Origin of the sequence: Microbacterium sp. NPDC060132 (assembly GCF_042729675.1) — a bacterium.
GTDB lineage: Bacteria > Actinomycetota > Actinomycetes > Actinomycetales > Microbacteriaceae > Microbacterium > Microbacterium sufflavum.
On record NZ_JBHWXU010000001.1, the window covers coordinates 1666912 to 1683082 of the forward strand.

14 protein-coding genes are annotated in these 16171 nt (G+C 72.2%); 3 read left to right on the plus strand and 11 right to left on the minus strand.

The window, feature by feature from the left end; all coding sequences use genetic code 11:
* Positions 1–14 precede the first annotated feature (14 nt).
* From ACFWCH_RS08150 to ACFWCH_RS08165, 4 genes are all read right to left on the minus strand, one after another.
* Positions 15–296, minus strand: a complete 282-nt coding sequence (locus ACFWCH_RS08150) for a hypothetical protein (protein WP_136029318.1) — start codon at positions 294–296, stop codon at positions 15–17.
* Positions 296–466: a hypothetical protein gene (locus tag ACFWCH_RS08155; RefSeq protein ID WP_378803323.1), complete on the minus strand. Its 171-nt coding sequence runs from the start codon at positions 464–466 to the stop codon at positions 296–298. The genes ACFWCH_RS08150 and ACFWCH_RS08155 overlap by 1 nt, the downstream gene beginning before the upstream one ends.
* Positions 466–2754, minus strand: a complete 2289-nt coding sequence (locus ACFWCH_RS08160) for a hypothetical protein (protein ID WP_136029320.1) — start codon at positions 2752–2754, stop codon at positions 466–468. Before ACFWCH_RS08160 ends, ACFWCH_RS08155 begins: the two co-directional genes overlap by 1 nt.
* 97 nt (positions 2755–2851) lie before the next feature.
* Positions 2852–3841, minus strand: a complete 990-nt coding sequence (locus ACFWCH_RS08165) for a malate dehydrogenase (protein ID WP_136037099.1) — start codon at positions 3839–3841, stop codon at positions 2852–2854.
* A 51-nt stretch (positions 3842–3892) separates the two neighbouring features.
* Here ACFWCH_RS08165 and ACFWCH_RS08170 point away from each other — a divergent pair, with 51 nt between their 5' ends.
* Complete coding sequence (locus ACFWCH_RS08170; protein ID WP_136029324.1) at positions 3893–4777, plus strand: neutral zinc metallopeptidase; 885 nt, start codon at positions 3893–3895, stop codon at positions 4775–4777.
* Positions 4778–4845: 68 nt separating this feature from the next.
* Complete coding sequence (gene pip, locus ACFWCH_RS08175) at positions 4846–5820, plus strand: prolyl aminopeptidase (protein ID WP_378803324.1); 975 nt, start codon at positions 4846–4848, stop codon at positions 5818–5820.
* Between the two features lie 10 nt (positions 5821–5830).
* On the opposite strand, the gene ACFWCH_RS08180 is transcribed toward pip, so the two are convergent.
* The 6 genes from ACFWCH_RS08180 to ACFWCH_RS08205 form a co-directional block, all read right to left on the minus strand.
* Positions 5831–7624: an aldehyde dehydrogenase family protein gene (locus ACFWCH_RS08180; RefSeq protein ID WP_378803325.1), complete on the minus strand. Its 1794-nt coding sequence runs from the start codon at positions 7622–7624 to the stop codon at positions 5831–5833.
* Between the two features lie 26 nt (positions 7625–7650).
* Positions 7651–9042 (minus strand): MFS transporter, encoded by a 1392-nt coding sequence (locus ACFWCH_RS08185; protein WP_378803326.1) that lies wholly within the window; start codon positions 9040–9042, stop codon positions 7651–7653.
* A gap of 30 nt (positions 9043–9072) precedes the next feature.
* Positions 9073–9336 carry a glutaredoxin domain-containing protein gene (locus ACFWCH_RS08190; RefSeq protein ID WP_136029330.1) on the minus strand — a complete coding sequence of 88 codons (264 nt, stop codon included), beginning with the start codon at positions 9334–9336 and terminating at the stop codon, positions 9073–9075.
* A gap of 9 nt (positions 9337–9345) precedes the next feature.
* The gene (locus tag ACFWCH_RS08195; protein WP_378803327.1) at positions 9346–10245 is read right to left on the minus strand and encodes an alpha/beta fold hydrolase; all 900 of its coding nucleotides are present in this window, start codon (positions 10243–10245) and stop codon (positions 9346–9348) included.
* Entirely contained in the window at positions 10242–11114 is an 873-nt protein-coding gene (locus ACFWCH_RS08200) for a cation transporter (protein ID WP_378803328.1), read from the minus strand. Before ACFWCH_RS08200 ends, ACFWCH_RS08195 begins: the two co-directional genes overlap by 4 nt.
* 101 nt (positions 11115–11215) lie before the next feature.
* Complete coding sequence (locus ACFWCH_RS08205; RefSeq protein ID WP_378803329.1) at positions 11216–11719, minus strand: hypothetical protein; 504 nt, start codon at positions 11717–11719, stop codon at positions 11216–11218.
* A gap of 115 nt (positions 11720–11834) precedes the next feature.
* On the opposite strand from ACFWCH_RS08205, the gene ACFWCH_RS08210 reads away from it, so the two are divergent.
* On the plus strand, positions 11835–12227 hold the full coding sequence (locus ACFWCH_RS08210; RefSeq protein WP_136044633.1) for an SIP domain-containing protein: 393 nt from the start codon (positions 11835–11837) through the stop codon (positions 12225–12227).
* Between the two features lie 56 nt (positions 12228–12283).
* On the opposite strand, the gene ACFWCH_RS08215 is transcribed toward ACFWCH_RS08210, so the two are convergent.
* On the minus strand, positions 12284–16150 hold the full coding sequence (locus ACFWCH_RS08215) for a fibrinogen-like YCDxxxxGGGW domain-containing protein (RefSeq protein WP_378803330.1): 3867 nt from the start codon (positions 16148–16150) through the stop codon (positions 12284–12286).
* Between the last annotated feature and the right edge of the window lie 21 nt (positions 16151–16171).

Genomic DNA, 16171 nt, shown 5'->3' on the forward strand with positions numbered 1-16171 from the left:
ACGCGCCCCGCAGGTTACGGGGTTCCGCCGTTCGCGGCACTGGTGATCTCGGCCTCCTGCGTCTCGAACGCGGTCGCGGCATCGCGGGCGACCACGCCCGCACCGGCGGTCATGCTCTGCAGCTGCAGCAGCGTGCCCTTGGCCCACATCGCCCAGGTGTCGGCGGCCGCGGAGACGGCGGAGCTGCCGCACGCGCCGAGTGCGAGGTCCACGTCGAGGCTCATGGCCCATGCGGTGCTCTGCAGCGTGCCGCCGGTCGCGCCGACGGCTTCGGAGTCGAACTGGAGATCGGTCATCACGGCACCTTCACATCGTCGGGGGAGTAGGTCTCGGTGGGGTCGGGTCGGGGGTCGCCGGAGGGCGCCGACGGCTCCGCGGAGACGGCGCGCGCAGCGGCGGCGGGCGTGCAGCCGACGAGCGCGATCCCGCCGATCAGGATGAGCGCCCAGCCGCCGGATCGCCGCATCAGGTGCCCTCCGCCCACGAGGTGTTGGCCTCGACACCGCGCTGGTAGTCGGCGAACATCTCGCGGGCGAGGTCGTCGACCTGCCCCGCCGAGAGGCCCTCGGTCATTCCCAGGTCCACGAGCATCTGCTCGATGGTCTCCATGGTCGCGATCTCGCGGCCGTTCGCCGCGTCGGCCTGAGCCTCCAGCAGCGCCTCGTGCGAGTTCGCCCACGCCGCCGTCGCCTGTCCGGAGCCCCAGTCGGAGACGCCGCCGATCACGGCGCTCTGCGCCACATCGATCACCACGCTCCCGCCGGCCACGAGGACGTCGCCCACGGCCGGGATCGGGATCAGGCCGACCACGGTGCCCACTCCGTCGATCGCGGCCTGGACCGCTTCGTCGTGACGGGTCGCCTCGCCGAGGGCGGCTCCCGCCGGGGAGCCGTCGAGCCAGCCCTGCAGCTCCACGACACGCTCCAGGGCGTCGGCCTTGAAGGCGCTGTCGGCGGGCGCCAGGTCGGCGATCGCGATGAGCGCGTCCTGGTACTGCTGCACCGACTGGGCGATGACCGCGGCACCGGCGGACGGCGTCTCCCCGTCGCTCCAGGCGGCCGTGCCGAGAAGCTGCGCGAGCTGCGCCTGCGTGACATCGGGGATCGCGCGCGGGTCGTCCGTCCCGATCAGCAGGTTCTCGAAGTACGGACGGGTTCCCGCGGCCGGGTCGCTCTCGCTGATGGCCTCGGAGAAGTAGGGCATCGCGACCGAGATGCCCTCGGCGACGCGCACCTGGCCGATGCTCGTGAGGTTCTCCGGCAGGAACGATTCGTTGCCGGTGAGCTCGCGCACGACCTGGGTGGTGAGTTCCGCCACGCGCTGCCACGTCTCGGGGTTGTACGTGTGGGTCGCATCGGCCGGGCCTCCCGCGGCCTGCTGCGCGCCGGCCCACAGAGCTCCGGGCCCTTCGAAGCCGTCGCCGGACGAGTTCGCGCTCCAGTCGCGCTCACCGAACCAGTACTCGATGCGGCCGTCGCCGAGGTCGCCGTCGCCGAACGGGTCGTTCTCGGTGGAGGTGAGCCAGTCGAGGGCCGCGTCGGGGTAGGTGCCGAGGGTCGAGAAGATGCGCCCGGCCAGATCGTCGACGCGGTTGCCGTCGAGTCCGGTCTGCTCGCCCTCCAGGAACGCCAGGGTGCGGCCGCCCGCGTTCGGGGAGAAGTCGGTCCAGCCCCCGTAGAGCATGCTGGCGGGGTCGCGCTCGATGCGATCGATCTCGTCGGCCATCGCCACCGTGAGGTTCACCCCGAGCGGGTGGTTCTTCTCGTCGGAGAACAGGAAGCCGATCGCGGCGACCGCGCCGCCGACGCTCGACGAGGCGCCGGTGAGCATGCTCTCGGCGAAGTCCTTCGACGTCGACTCCATCCAGATCTGGGATCCGGTCGACAGGCCGCCGCGGATCGACGTCGCCAGGGCGAGCGCCGTCGCACCGGCAAGGCCGTCCACCATGACGGCGTCGCCGAGGTTGTCGATCATGGAGACGGTGTTCTCGCCGCCGACCTCCAGGAAGAACTGCGACATGACGAACGTGTCGTCGCCCCACACGTCGAAGAAGTCCTGCATCGCCTGCAGGTTCTCGTCGGTGATGTCGCCCTCGGCGATCTCGTCCGCCACGTTCGCGAACGCGTCGCCGAGGTTGTCGTAGTTCAGGTCGTCGATGTCGTCGATGCCCGCGAAGCTCAGCGCCGACTGCATGGCGTCCCAGCGCGGAGAGGCCGGCGGGGCGAGGGCGGCCACCAGCGTGCTGTCGGCGGTCTCGCGCTGCGTGGCGAGGGCCTTGAGCTGGTTCGCGGCCTGCCGCATGTCGGCGAGGCCCGCGGTGGTGCCGCTCGGCACCCACAGGCCCGGCTGCAGCGTGGGGCTGGGGGCGTTGAACGTGTAGGTCGAGAGCGGGAACGGGCTCTCCTCGGCCTCGGCGGCCTTCCACGTCGCATAGCCGTTCGCATACGCCTGGTGGGCGGCGGCGGTCGCGGCGCGGATGCGGTCGACCTCGGCGGCGTAGGCCGTGAGCGCCGACTGCACGGCCGCGAACTCGGTGGTCAGCTCGGTGCACAGGTTCTGCGGCTTGGTGAGCGAGGTCCGGAAGGCCGCACCGGCGTCACCCGCCCACACCTCGTCCGTGGTGCTCGTCGCGGCGTTCGCCAACGCCGAGCGCACCGTCTCGGTCCCGGTGCTGCGGTTGCTCACGCGCGTCGCCGCGTCGTTCACCGCGCTCGTGACCCCGCGCCCCGGATGCAGATCGTCCCACTGTGCCATGTCGTCGCCCCTCCTCGACGGTGTCCCGTCCGCAGCAAATCTACCGGGGCGGCACGAACGCGGCGATGGGCAGAACTCCCCATGCGCCCCAGGGCCGTCAGAGCAGGCCGAGCGCCCGCACCGCCTCGCGCTCCTCCTGCAGCTCGGCGACCGAGGCGTCGATCCGGCGCCGCGCCCAGTCGCTCAGCTCCAGACCCTCGACGATCCGCCATTCGCCGTCGACCGACCGCACGGGGAACGACGACACGAGCCCCTCCGGCACGCCGTACTCGCCGTGCGACACCACCGCGGCGGAGGTCCAGTCGTCGGTGCCGCGCACCCAGTCGCGCACGTGGTCGATGGTCGCGCTCGCCGCGGAGGCCACGGAGGAGGAGCCGCGCACCTCGATGATCTCCGCACCGCGCTTCGCGACCCGCGGGATGAACGTCTGCTCCAGCCAGGTCGGCACGTCCCCGACGATCTGCGCCAGCGCCTCCTGCACCGGCTCCCCGCCGACCGTCGCGTGCGACACGTCGGGGAACTGCGTGGCCGAGTGGTTGCCCCAGATCGGCACGCGCCGCACCGTGCGCACGGGCGTGCCGAGGGTCTGTGCGAGCTGCGCCCTCGCCCGGTTCTCGTCGAGCCGGGTGAGCGCCGTGAAGCGTTCGGCCGGTACCCCGTCCGCGGCCGCCGCGGCGATCAGCGCGTTGGTGTTGGCGGGGTTGCCCACGACCGTGACCCGCACGTCCGGCGAGGCGTTCGCGGCGATGGCCGCTCCCTGCGGGCCGAAGATGCCGCCGTTCGCCGCCAGCAGGTCGCCGCGCTCCATGCCGGGGCCGCGGGGGCGCGCGCCGACGAGCAGCGCGAGGTCGCAGCCGTCGAACCCGACCGCCGCGTCGTCCGTCACCTCCACGTGCTCGAGCAGGTCGAACGCGCCGTCCTGCAGTTCGAGGGCGGCTCCCTCCGCAGCGCCGAGGCCCTGCGGGATCTCCAGGAGCCGCAGCCGCACCCGCTCGTCGGGACCGAGGAGGTCGCCCGCCGCGATGCGGAACAGCAGCGCGTAGCCGATCTGTCCGCCCGCGCCCGTGATGGTGATCGTCGTGGTCATGACCCGAGCCTACGACCGTCGGCGCGGGGGTGCGCGGAGTACCCTCGACGCATGACGTTCAATCCCGATGCCGACCTCTCCGGCAACACCACGCGCCGTCGCGGACGCACGGCTGCGATCGCCGGTGGCACCGGTATCGGCGTCCTCGGCCTGCTCGCCCTCATCGCCGGTCCGCTGCTGGGGATCGACCTGTCCGGACTCGTCGGCGGAGGGGCACCGAGCGGCGGCGGCGGTCCCGCCGAGGGGTCGGTGATCGAGAACTGCGACACGGGGGCCGACGCCAACGCCGACGTCGACTGCCGCATGGCCGGATCGCAGCTCGCGCTCGATGCGTTCTGGGAGGACCACGTCGAGGGGTACCGTGCCCCGCAGCTCATCGTCGTCGACGGCTCGACCCCCACGGCCTGCGGCACCGCGTCGAACGCCGTCGGTCCGTTCTTCTGCCCGGGCGACGAGACGGTCTACATCGACCCCACGTTCTTCCAGCTCATGCAGCAGCAGTTCGGGGCGACCGCCGGCAACCTCGCGCAGCTCTACATCGTCGGCCACGAGTGGGGCCACCACATCCAGTACATCACCGGGGTCATGGACCAGTACCCGAACAACGGCACGGGTCCTGGCAGCAACGGGGTGCGCACCGAGCTGCAGGCCGACTGCTACGCGGGGGCGTGGATCGGACAGATGTCGAAGAGCACGGATCCGAACGGGGTGCCGTACCTGCAGCCGTCGACCGAGGAGCAGCGCGTCGACGCCCTCAACGCGGCGTTCGCGGTCGGTGACGACCACATCCAGGAGCAGTCCGGCTTCGTGAACCCGGAGAGCTGGACGCACGGCTCGAGCGAGCAGCGGCAGCGCTGGTTCGCGGAGGGCTACGCCAACGGACTCGAGGCGTGCGGGCAGGTCTTCACGCTGCCCGCCGACCAGCTCGACCCGTAGATCCCGGGCGGCGGCGACCGCTCCGCTACCGTGGAGATCGCACGACTGCACGACCGGCTGGGGGGCCGATGATGACGAACACCGAGGGACTCTATCCCGCGATCGAGCCGTACGACACGGGCGAGCTGCTCGTCGGCGACGGCCACCGCGTGTACTGGGAGGTCAGCGGCAACCCCGACGGCAAGCCGGTGGTCTTCCTGCACGGCGGCCCCGGCAGTGGCACGTCGCCGTGGCAGCGCCGGTTCTTCGACCCCGACGCCTACCGCATCGTGCTGCTCGACCAGCGCGGGTGCGGACGCAGCACCCCGTCGGCCAGCGAGCCCGACGCCGATCTGCGGCACGTCACGACGGCCCACCTGATCGCCGACCTCGAGCTGCTGCGCAAGAACCTCGGCGTCCCGCGGTGGCAGGTGTTCGGGGGCTCGTGGGGCAGTGCCCTCGCCCTCGCCTACGCCCAGGCGCATCCGGAGGTGGTGACCGAGCTCGTCCTGCGCGGCATCTTCACCCTGCGCCGCGCCGAGCTCGAGTGGTTCTACGAGGGCGGGGCTGCGGCGCTCTTCCCCGACCTGTGGGAGCGGTTCATCGCCCCGATCCCGGTGCTGGAGCGCTCGCGGCTCATCGAGGCGTACCACCGGCGTCTGTTCGACCCCGACCCCGCGGTGCACGTGCCCGCCGCGATCGCGTGGTCGACCTGGGAGGCCGCGACCGTGACGCTGCGCCCCGACCCCGAGCAGATCGCGGCGATGTCGGATCCGCGCCGGGCGACCGCGTTCGCGCGCATCGAGAACCACTTCTTCGTGCACGGCGGCTGGTGGGACGAGGGACAGCTGATCGCGGGCGTCGACGCGATCCGGCACATCCCGGCCGTGATCGTGCAGGGTCGGCACGACGTCGCGACGCCCATGATGACCGCGTGGGATCTGCACCGCGCGTGGCCGGAGGCCGAGTTCGTGGTGGTCGACGATGCGGGTCACGCGGCCACGGAGCCCGGCATCAGCGCCGCGCTCCGCGCCGCGACCGACCGGTTCCGCGCGGAGGCCTGACCCCGCGGCGTCAGGCGCGCAGGGCCTTCGTCAGCGTCGCCAGCAGCCCGCCGACACCGCCGTTCGCGCGATGCCGGGTGAGACCCTCGCTCACCTCGGCGCCCGTGCGGGCCGACACGAACCACGGCGGCTTCGGGAGGATGGTCGCTCGTCCGCCACCGTTCAGGACCGGCAGGGAGCGGGGGAACGGGCGGAACGGGCCGCGCAGCACCGAGCGCTCGACATCGTCGAGCAGCAGCGCGTTGTGCACCACGCCGATGCCGCTGCCCACGTCGCCGATCGTGCTGCCGGGGAACGCGCCCCACGTGAGGGTCGGCGTGATGAAGCCGAATGCCGTCCAGCCGTTGATCGCGATCGAGCCGTAGTGCAGCGCGGTGAGCGCCCGGTCGAACCCGCTGCCGAGCGCCTTCTCGGTCGCCGGGTCGATCAGCAGATTGGCGCCGAGCGTGCCCTGCAGCTTCTCGTTGGCGTGCGCGACCGCCGCGTCCAGGAACGCCTGTCCCGTGCCCGGCAGGCTCACCACGCCCAGCACGGGGGCGAAGTACTCGGTGTTCTCCAGCGCCGTGGCGTCGTCGTCGCCGTCGACCTCGACGAGCAGGCGGTCGCCGAGCACGAGCGCGTCGGGGTAGGCGTCGGTGGCGGTCTGCATCCGCGACGCCGAACCCGGGTACCAGGTCGGGCGTTCCGGTGCGTTGGCGTACGCGCGGCGCAGGGCGGCACGGAACGCGTCGGCGCGATCCCAGTCCGCGGACAGGATCACGACCTGACCGGCGATGCAGTTGTGCCCGCTGTTCTGCAGCCGCATGGTGGCGATGTGCTCGGCCTGATACGCGATGTCGGCGTCGGTCCACGGGCCGGGCACCACGATGATGGGGGAGACGCCGCCGAGCTCGGCCGTGATGGGCTTCTTCAGCAGCGGGCGGTTCTCGCGCCGCCGCCGCTTCGTCGCCGCGGCGCCCTCGCCCGAGGAGGGGCCCCACACGATCGTGTCGAAGGTCGCGGCCGATCCGGTGATGTGCACGTGCGTGATCCCGGGGTGCTGCGTGAGGTAGGCGCCCGCCGCCGGGCCGCCGCGCATGATCCGCAGGAAGCCGGGCTCGATCAGCGGGGCGAGCGCGCGCTTGTACACCGGCACCAGCGGGTCCTGCGTGGGATTGACCTTGAGCAGGGCCGTGCGGTTGTGCGCCAGCAGCTCGTACAGCACGTCGAGCACGGGGATCGAGGTCACGTTGCCGGCGCCGAGCACGAGCCCCACGCCGCCGGACCGCGCCGGCGTGCGCTGCGCCAGTCCCGCCCTGGCCCGCGCGGCGTTCGGCGTTGTGCCCGGCCGCAGCCACACCTCGCCGGTGAAGCCCGACAGCAGGAAGCGGTCGATCCCCGTGAGCGGGAACGCGTGCACGCGAGCGCGGCCGCCCGGCGCGCGGTCGACCTTCACGCCGTCGAGCGGGTTGCGTCCATCGGCCAGGCGGGTCAGCGTGGCGATGGAGGCGTCGAGCGCGCCGAGCACGCTGTACGGACCGCTGAGCCACTCCTCGCCGCGCAGCGGGTGCCGGGCGTCGAGGCCCTTGGAGGCGGCGGCGGTGCGCGCCCAGTCCTCCGCGGTCGCGGCGACGCTCGTGCGCACCTGTCGCAGCAGCGTCGCGCGCTGGGCGATCGTGAGCGCGGCCCACAGCTGCGTCCCGGTGTGCAGCTCCTCGATCGCGGTGTCGAACCGCTCCTGCTCGCCCTCGCCCAGCGGGGGAGAGGCGGGGGCCGTCGCGGCGGTGGCGTCGGAGTCGGGCGTTGTCGTGCGCGCAGGGGTCATCGGCGTCTCCTTCGGACGGTCCCAGCTTAGGCGTCGGTGGTCTGCAGCGCCTCGATGTCCTCCCGGCGCAGCCGGTAGCGCCGGAGGGCCGCCAGGCTCGCGGCCATGAGTGCGGCGGGCAGCACGCTGAAGCTCAGCACGATGCCGGTGATCGCGGCGGGCGGCTGCACGACCGCCTCCCCGGCGACGGTCGAGACGTAGCCCGTCACGGCCAGAGTGAGCGAGACGGCGGTGGCTCCGAGCGCGAAGCCCACCGTCTCGCCCGCGGTCCAGATGCCGGTGAACGTGCCGGCCTGTCCGGGGCGGCTCGACCGCTCGTCGTGCGAGATCACGTCGGGCAGCATCGCCATCGGCAGCGACTGCAGGCCCGCGTACGCGATGCCTGCCACGGCGACCGCGGCGTACATCCACCCGCCGGGCGACCACACCGCGGCGACGAGGGAGAGCGCGGCCAGCAGGAACAGGCAGCTGGCGATCGCGAAAGCCCGCTCCTTGCCGAGGCGCCGCGCGACCACCGTCCACGCGGGCGTCGCCAGCAGTGCCGGGCCGACCAGGGCGACGAACACGAGAGTGACCGCGTCCTCCGAGCGCAGGACCCACGTCGCCACGTACTGGGCCCCGGCCAGCATCGTGCCGGTCGCGAGCGCCTGCAGCAGGAACGTGGCGAGCAGGGCGCGGAACGGCTGACTGCGGCGCAGCGCCCGGAACCCGGACAGGTACTGCTCCCGCCACGCCGACGATGCCGCGGGCTCCCGCGGCCGTGCGGGGTCGTCGCCGGTCGCGGCGGCGGTGCGCGAGGCGATGAGCATGCCGACGCCGATCGCGAGTCCCGCCGCGACGCCCATCAGCAGATACCCGGCGACCGGGTCGGGCGCGGCCGTCCGGAGTGCGGGACCACCGGCACCGAACAGCAGGATCGCGGCCGTCAGCACCACCACGCGCCAGCCCAGCAGTCGCGTGCGCTCGTCGTAGCCGGACGTCAGCTCGGCGGGCAGCGCGACGTAGGGCACCTGGAACAGACTGAACGCGGTCGCCGTCGCGAGGAAGGCCAGGAGCACGCAGAGCGCCCCGGCCACGGGACCCCAGGCGGGCGGCACCGCGAAGGTGAGGGCGAAGAACACCGGGAGCGTGACGGCGCCGACCACCATGAACCCGCGGCGAGAGCCGGTGCGGGCGAGTTGCCGGTCGGACGCGGCACCGATCAGCGGATCGATCAGCACGTCCCACACCTTCGCGAGCGTGACGATCAGGCCGGCCGCGAGGGCGGCGACGCCGAGGTTGTCGGTGAGGAAGTAGGTCAGCACCAGGCCGGGAAGCGTCGCGTAGCCGCCGGTGCCGACGGAGCCCACGGCGTACAGCGCGATCGTGCGGGGGGACAGCCGGGCGGGGGCGCGGTCGGGTCGAGCCTCGGTGCTCATCGCGCCAGTGTAGCGGCGCGATGGGGCCGGTCAGATGAGCGAGAGCTCGCGCAGCTTCGACTCCACGTCGGCGTTCGACGGCTCGACGTGGTGGGTCGAGTCGGGGTACACCACGACGGGGATGTTGGTGCGACCGGAGATGTCCTTCGCGATGTCCGCGGCGGCGGGGTCGGCGACCAGGTCGACGTACGTGTACGCGACGCCCAGCTCGTCGAGCTGCTTCTTGGTGCGGATGCAGTCGCGGCACCAGTCGGCGCCGAACATGGTGATGGTGTCGGAGACGGGTGAGGTCATGCCTCCAGCCTACGTCCGCGCCGCGGGGGTGGCGCCGAAGAAGGCGGCCAGCGCCGCGGCGAGGGGCGCCGGGGCCTCCTCCGCCATGTGATGGCCGCTCTCGATGCCGTGCCCGCGCACGTCGTCGGCCCAGGCCCGCCAGATGCGGACCGGGTCGCCGTAGAGGTCCTCCAGGTCGTCGCGCGTCGACCACAGCACGAGCGCGGGCATCCGCAGGCGGCGCCCCGCGGCGGCGTCCGCCTCCTCGTGCGCGCGGTCGATCGTGAGGCCCGCTCGGTAGTCCTCGAGCATCGCGCGCACGACGGACGGGTCGTGCACGGCGCGGACGAGCTCCGCATGATTCGCGGCGCCCATGGTCTCCGGATCCGCCTTGGCCGCGTACCACGCCTCCGGGTCGGCCCCGATCACGCGCTCGGGGATGTCGGGCTGCGCGAAGAAGAACCAGTGCCACCACCGCGTCGCGAAGCGGGCGTCGGCGCGCCGGAGGTGCTCCGTGAGCGGGAGGCAGTCCAGCAGCGCGACGCGTTCGACCGCCTCCGGGGAGTCGAGGGCGAGACGCAGCGCGACATAGCTCCCCCGGTCGTGCCCCGCGAGGTTGAAGCGCTCGTGGCCGAGGTGGCGTACGACGCCGCGGACGTCCTCCGCCACCGCCCGCTTCGAGTGGGCGGAGTGGTCGGGCGTGGGCGCGGGTCCGCGCGAGCGACCGTAACCGCGCAGGTCGGGGCAGATCACGGTGAACCCCTGCTCGACCAGGAGCGGGGCCACGCGATGCCAGGTGGCGGAGGTCCGCGGGTGACCGTGCAGCAGGACGACGGGCGGCCCGGAGCCGCCGTGCCGCACGAAGACGTCGGAGGCGCCGGTGCGCACGACCTCCTCGGTGAACCCCGGGAACAGCTCGCCGTCCGTCATCGCCCGGGGTCCGCCTCGTTCGGCAGCTTCTCCACCGGGGCGATCACGACGTCCTGCACCTTCCAGTCGAGATCGGTGATGCCGGCGGCCGCGGCGGACAGGTCGTGCGTGGTGACCTTGCCCCGGCGCGGCACGACGAAGGCCTCGATGTGGAACACCTGACCCTGATCGCGCATGCGCACGGCGGCTTCGGCGACCCACGGACGACTGCGCAGATACGACACGATGTCGCCCGCGAGCGGGTGCGGGTTCTTGCTGTCGTACGTGCGGGCGCGCTGGTCCATCAGATCCACGATCGCGGTCCTGGTGTTGCGGAAGCCGTCCCAGATGATGCCGAGCGAGATGAACAGGGCGGCAGCGCCGTCCAGCCACCAGATGCCGATGCCCACCCCCAGCACGCCGACGATCGAGGCGACCGTCGTCTGCCAGTCGGCCTTCGCCATGTCGGCGTCGGCGTAGAGCAGCTTGTTGTGCAGCACGGGTGCCAGCTTCGACTTCGCCGGTCCGTAGAAGAACACGGGTCCGACGATCACGACGACCATGACCGCGACCATGAGCCAGCCCAGCCAGATGGTCTGCCCGAACAGCTGCACCGTGCCGATGGTGGGGTGCTCGCCGGAGATGAGGCCCGTGACCGCCTCGATGGCCAGGTTGAGGCCCACGGCGAGGAGGGCGACACCCGCGACGAGGTGACCGACGCCCATCGCCCTGTGCAGCCCGTACGGGTGCTTCCGCGTGGGGCGGCGGCGCACGAAGAGCAGCGCGGTGAGGAACGCCACCTGCGGGATGAGGGAGAGCATGTCCTCGATCCACGCGGTGCGCATGGCCTGCGACTCGCCCACCACGAGGGCGATCACGGCGATCGTCACCGAGGTGTAGACGATCGTGAAGACCTTTCACCGCACCGCCTTCCGGATCGCGCGCTGCTGCTCGTCCGGGAGGGTCGTCCGTCCGAACTGCCCGGTCGTCGTCATGGCGACCCCACCTTCCGGTCGAGGTACGACTCGAGCGCCGAGAGGAAGGCGTTCTCCCCGAGCGGCACGAGCATCACGAGCTCGCGGTCGCCGGCGCCGTCGATGCCGGGGTAGCCGCGCGTGACTCCGGCTTTGTCGATCCACGGGGTGTCCGGGGTGATGGCGCCGGCGATGAGGTCGAGGTCGCCCTGCTCGAGCATGCGCACGAGGGTCTCCTCCGACGCGACGGTCCAGGTCGTCTCTGCGTCGAGGTGCGCCGCGAAGCCGTCGACGAGGTCGACGACGGGTCCTCGTGGTTCGTCGCCGGACAACTCGACGAGGTCTCCGTCGGGGGAGGTCCCGACGCGCAGCTCGCCGCCCGTCACGGCGTTCAACGTGCCGTCGGGGTCGCTGGGCACCGTGACCCCGCAGCCCGCCAGCAGTGCCGCGATCAGCAGCCCGGCGACGGCCGCGGCGGTGCGCCCGGCGCGGGCGGGTCGATCCGAGGAACTCCTACTCACGGCGCTCAGCCTCGCGGGGTCCACGACGGCCGACAACACTGTTGACGGCGATGGCTGTGCGCGCTAGCCCGGTGGGGTCTTGATAGGTAAGGGTATCCTTACCTATGGTGGTCTCATGAGCAGCGCGTGCGAGCACCGGGACGACCCCGACTGGGACGACCTCGTGGGGGTGGTGCTCGTGGCCGGCGATGCGGCGGACGCAGGCGTCATCGCCGGGATCGCGGCGCGGCTGCCGGGGGACGCGCAGGGCGTCATCCTGCTGGAGGCCGCCGCCCATCTTCCGCGCCGGCACATCGATGCCCCCGCCGGTGTCTCCGTGCGCTGGCTCGTCCGCGACGAGGGGATCAGGGCTCACGCGCGCGGCGAGCGGTTGGCCCGTGCCGTGCATGCGTGGTGCGTCGAGTGGACCTGCACCGAGCCGCCCGAGCACTGGACGGTCTGGCTCGGTCCGCACACCCCGCCGCACGTGGCCAGGATGGCACGCAGCCTGCTCGGCGTCGCGAACTGAGCAGACGAGGGCGCCCTCCCCGATCGGATCGGGAAGGACGCCCTCTGGTCCTGACCTCAGCCGCGCGGCATGGTCAGCCCGAGATCGAAGCTCAGGTCCGGGGAGAGATGGAAGTTGGCGTGCACCGATGCCGCGAGCACGTTCTCTCCCTTCGCGAGGAGCTTCGCCGGAACGGTGAAGGTGACGCGGTGGGCCGCCGCGGTCGTCGCCCGGGGCGCCGCCGTGGCGTACGTCTCCGCGGTGATCGCGCCGTCGGGAAGATTGCTCCGCCCGAGCTCGACCCCGTTCAGGTAGAGCACGACCCCGTCGTCCGCGACCACCGTGACCGAACCGTCGTGCACCGCCGCCGGGTCGTCCACGGTGAAGGTGTGCCGGAACTGGGCGCTCAGCGGTGCGGTGTCACCGCCCGCGCCGAGGTCGGTGGTCGCGGAGGTCACGCCCCGGCCGAACAGCGCCTCACCCGTGCTCCAGTCCGAGTCGTCGAACCCGACGGCGTTCCAGTCGGCCGGGAGCGCCTCGGTCGAGGAGCGCCACGACCAGGTGGAGCCCTCGGCGACGGTCACCGCGTCGGCCGCCGGATCGGCGTCGGGAGCGGCGTCCTGACCGGGATCGGCCTTCTGGTCGCCGCCCGCGTCGGGATCCGGAACAGGGTCGGGGGCCGTCGCGGTCGTCGTGGCGGTGACGGCGGTGACCGGTGAGGCTTCGCCGTCCGCGCCGAGCGCCGTCACACCGTACTCGTACGCCGTCGAGGCCGCGAGGTCCGTCTCCGTGAACGCCGTCTCCGGCGCGGCGACGGTTCCGACCTGGTTCCCAGCCCGCGTGATCACATACGACGCGGCCGTGTTCGCGCTCGCCGGCGCCGTCCACGACAGTGTCGCCGAATCCGCGGTGGCGGTGGCCGTGAGGTCGGTCACGGGGCCCGGCGCGGTGGAGCGCCGTGCCGTGAAGGCGAGGTCGAAGCCGAGGTCCGGTGTCGCCCGGTAGTTGGCGTGGACCGATGCCGCGAGCACGTTGGTGCCGTCGACGAGGGTGCCCGCCGGTACCGAGAACACGGACCTCGCTCCCGACGCGGTCTTCTGCGAGACCACCGCGGTCGCCGTCGTGTTCTGCGTCGGGGTGCCGTCCGGCATCCGCACGCGCCCCAGCTCCTTCCCGTTCAGGTAGAGGATCACGCCGTCGTTCGCGATGACGGAGACGGTGCCGTCGACCACCGAGGCGGCGTCCTGCACCGCGAAGCTCTTCCGGAACTGCGCGCTCACCGGCTTCGTCGCGGCGTCGGACGGATCGAGGTCGGTGGTGGCGCCGCTGATGCCGCGGCCGAACAGTGCCCGGCCGACCGTCCAGTCCGCGTCGTCGAAGTCGGCCTCCGACCAGGTCGACGGGAGCGGGTCCGTGGATGACCGCCACGACCACGTGTCGCCGTTGCCGATCAGGGTCAGCGCCGACGCTGGAGCGGGTTGGACCGTGAACGCGGCCGTGCTGGCCGACCGGTTGCCCACCGCGTCGCGCGCCCGCACGAACCAGTTCGTCGGCTCGGCGGTGACGGGTGCCGTATAGGTCGCGGCCGTGGTGGTCGCCACGACGCGGTTGCCGCGCAGCACCTCGTACACGAGCCCGCCACCGGCGTCCGTGGAGCCGCCCCACGTGAGCACCTGCTGATCCCCGCTCGCCGTGGGCGTCGCGGAGATCGGACCTGGTGTCGTCGGCGCGGTGCTGTCGCGGGGGGCGAAGCGGATGAAGCCGCCCGACCACTGGTTCACGCCACCCGCCCGCATCGAGTCGGTCAGGTCGCCGCCGACCCACAGCGTTCCGGTGCTGTCGAAGAACGAGCCCCACACGCCCTGCCCCGCACGCGAACGGACCACGGGAGACCAGTCGGGGATGTAGTGTCCGGTCGCCGCGTCCCAGGCTCCGGCGAGGTTGATCTTGTCGACCTCTGTCCAGGGTTCCGTGATCTCCCGCTTGAGGTACTTGTCCTGGTAGACCTCGTCGCCGCAGTGGCAGCCCGCGATGACCACCGACCCGTTGTCGTCGACGGTCTGCATGTCGCCGCCCTCGTGCGCGATCGAGCCGCCGACCAGCTGGAAGGTGGAGCGGTCGTAGGAGAACAGCGAGTGCTGCGAACCGCCGAGATACACGCGGTCGCCGACCTCGGTCACCCCGTTCTGCCAGATGTAGCCCTGATAGTTGCCGTTCGCGTCGATGGTCGCCTCGCTGAACGTCGGCACCCACAGCGGCGATACCAGCGGAGCGCCGGCCACGGTCTGCAGCGCGACGGCGCTCGGCGTCGACGTCGTCTGCTTCCGCGTGAAGTAACCGGAGAAGTACGTCCGGTCACCGCGATCCGAGGCGTCCACCGCGATGGCCGTGCCGTTCAGGTTCGCGTTCCAGTTCGTGTCCGGGGTGCTGGTGGACAGGAGGATGCGACCACCGTTCCAGGCGCTCGCGCTCTTTCCCGAGCCCACGGCCGTGAGATGCGTCATGGCCCCGGCGACGTAGAGGTAGCCGTTCTTCACGTCCAGGTCGTGTACCGAGGGCACGGCACCGACGGCGCGGCTCTGGACGGCCACCTGCGGCCCGGAGAGCCGGCCGGTCGCCGGGTCGAGGAACGCGAGGCCGACCTGAGGGGTGCCGTCGACCTGGGTGAACTGGCCGCCGATGGCCACGCGTCCGTCCGGCAGTGCGGCGATCGCCTTGACCTGTCCGTTGAGCTGCGGCCGGAACGTCGACACCCACTGTCCGCTGTTCACGTCGAAGCCCGCGAGGTACGGCTGCTCGACCCGTCCGGCGCCGTCTCGTGACTGCTGCACATACCGGAAGTTCCCTCCGGCGAACACGGTGTTCCCGACCTGACCGAACTCCGCGACTTCGACGTTGAGCTCCCCGTCCTTGCCGTTGGCGAGGCCGGAGACACCCCACACGGTGCGTTGGGCGTTGCTGTCGGGGATCGAGCGCAGCGTCGAGGCGGCCGTGCCCGTGGCGGGCACGGTACCGAAGTCGAGATCGGCGAGCTTCAGCTGCGGCCGTACGAACATCTGCGCGAAGGGGATCGCGAAGCCGGCGCCCGCCGGGGCCCACAGGTACGACGTCGGGGTGTCCTGTCCGGTGATCTCGGCGCCGTACGACCAGCCCATCAGGTACCGGTGCGACTGCCGCTGGGCGAAGTAGGAGCCGTTCCATCCCGTGTCGTGCCCGAAGCCCGACTGTGAGGGGCCGCCCCAGCCGACGGCACCCGTCCAGCCGCCGGTGCCGGTGAAGCCGCCGATGATCCAGTCCTTGATCGGGTTGCCGCCGGCCATGGTCCAGTTCCAGCGGTCGCGGCGCGCGAGGCTGAAGCGAACCTCCTGCCACCGGCTGCCGTCGACGGCCGATGCGCGGTGCACGCGGATGCTGTCCGGAGGGAGCTGGTCGGGACGGGCGCCGTCGAGGAGCCCGTCGACGGTCTTGGCCGGCAGCTGTGCCGGCGCGAAAGCGGCCGTCCCCGAGGGTGTCGTGGTGATCTGCTCGGGCGTTCCCACGCCGTTGTAGTTCTCCTTCCACCCCTCGCGTCCGCGGCCGATCATGACCCAGCCTCCGCCGAGGGTGGTCTGGTCGCAGTAGAACTGCTGCGGGTCCACGAGCGTGGGCGTGACCAACCAGTACACCCCGTCCGCCGACCCGGGGTTGTTCTGCTTGATCTCCCAGCAGGAGGCGGCCGCGGTCTCCGGGGTGAGCCCGTCCGGTGCGCTGGCGCCCGCCACCGGAGCGTTCTCGGTCGGCGCGTTCTCGGTCGCCGCGTTCCCGACGGGCGCGTTCGCGTCGAGCGCGTTCTCGGTCGCTGAGGCGCCGAGTGGCGCCAGGAGCGAGCCCGCCAGGACCGCGACCGTCGCGATCCCCACGAGGGCGCCCGCGCGGGCGGAGCCCCTCTGCGTGCTTCTGGTCATTGTTGTTCCTTCCTGATGGGG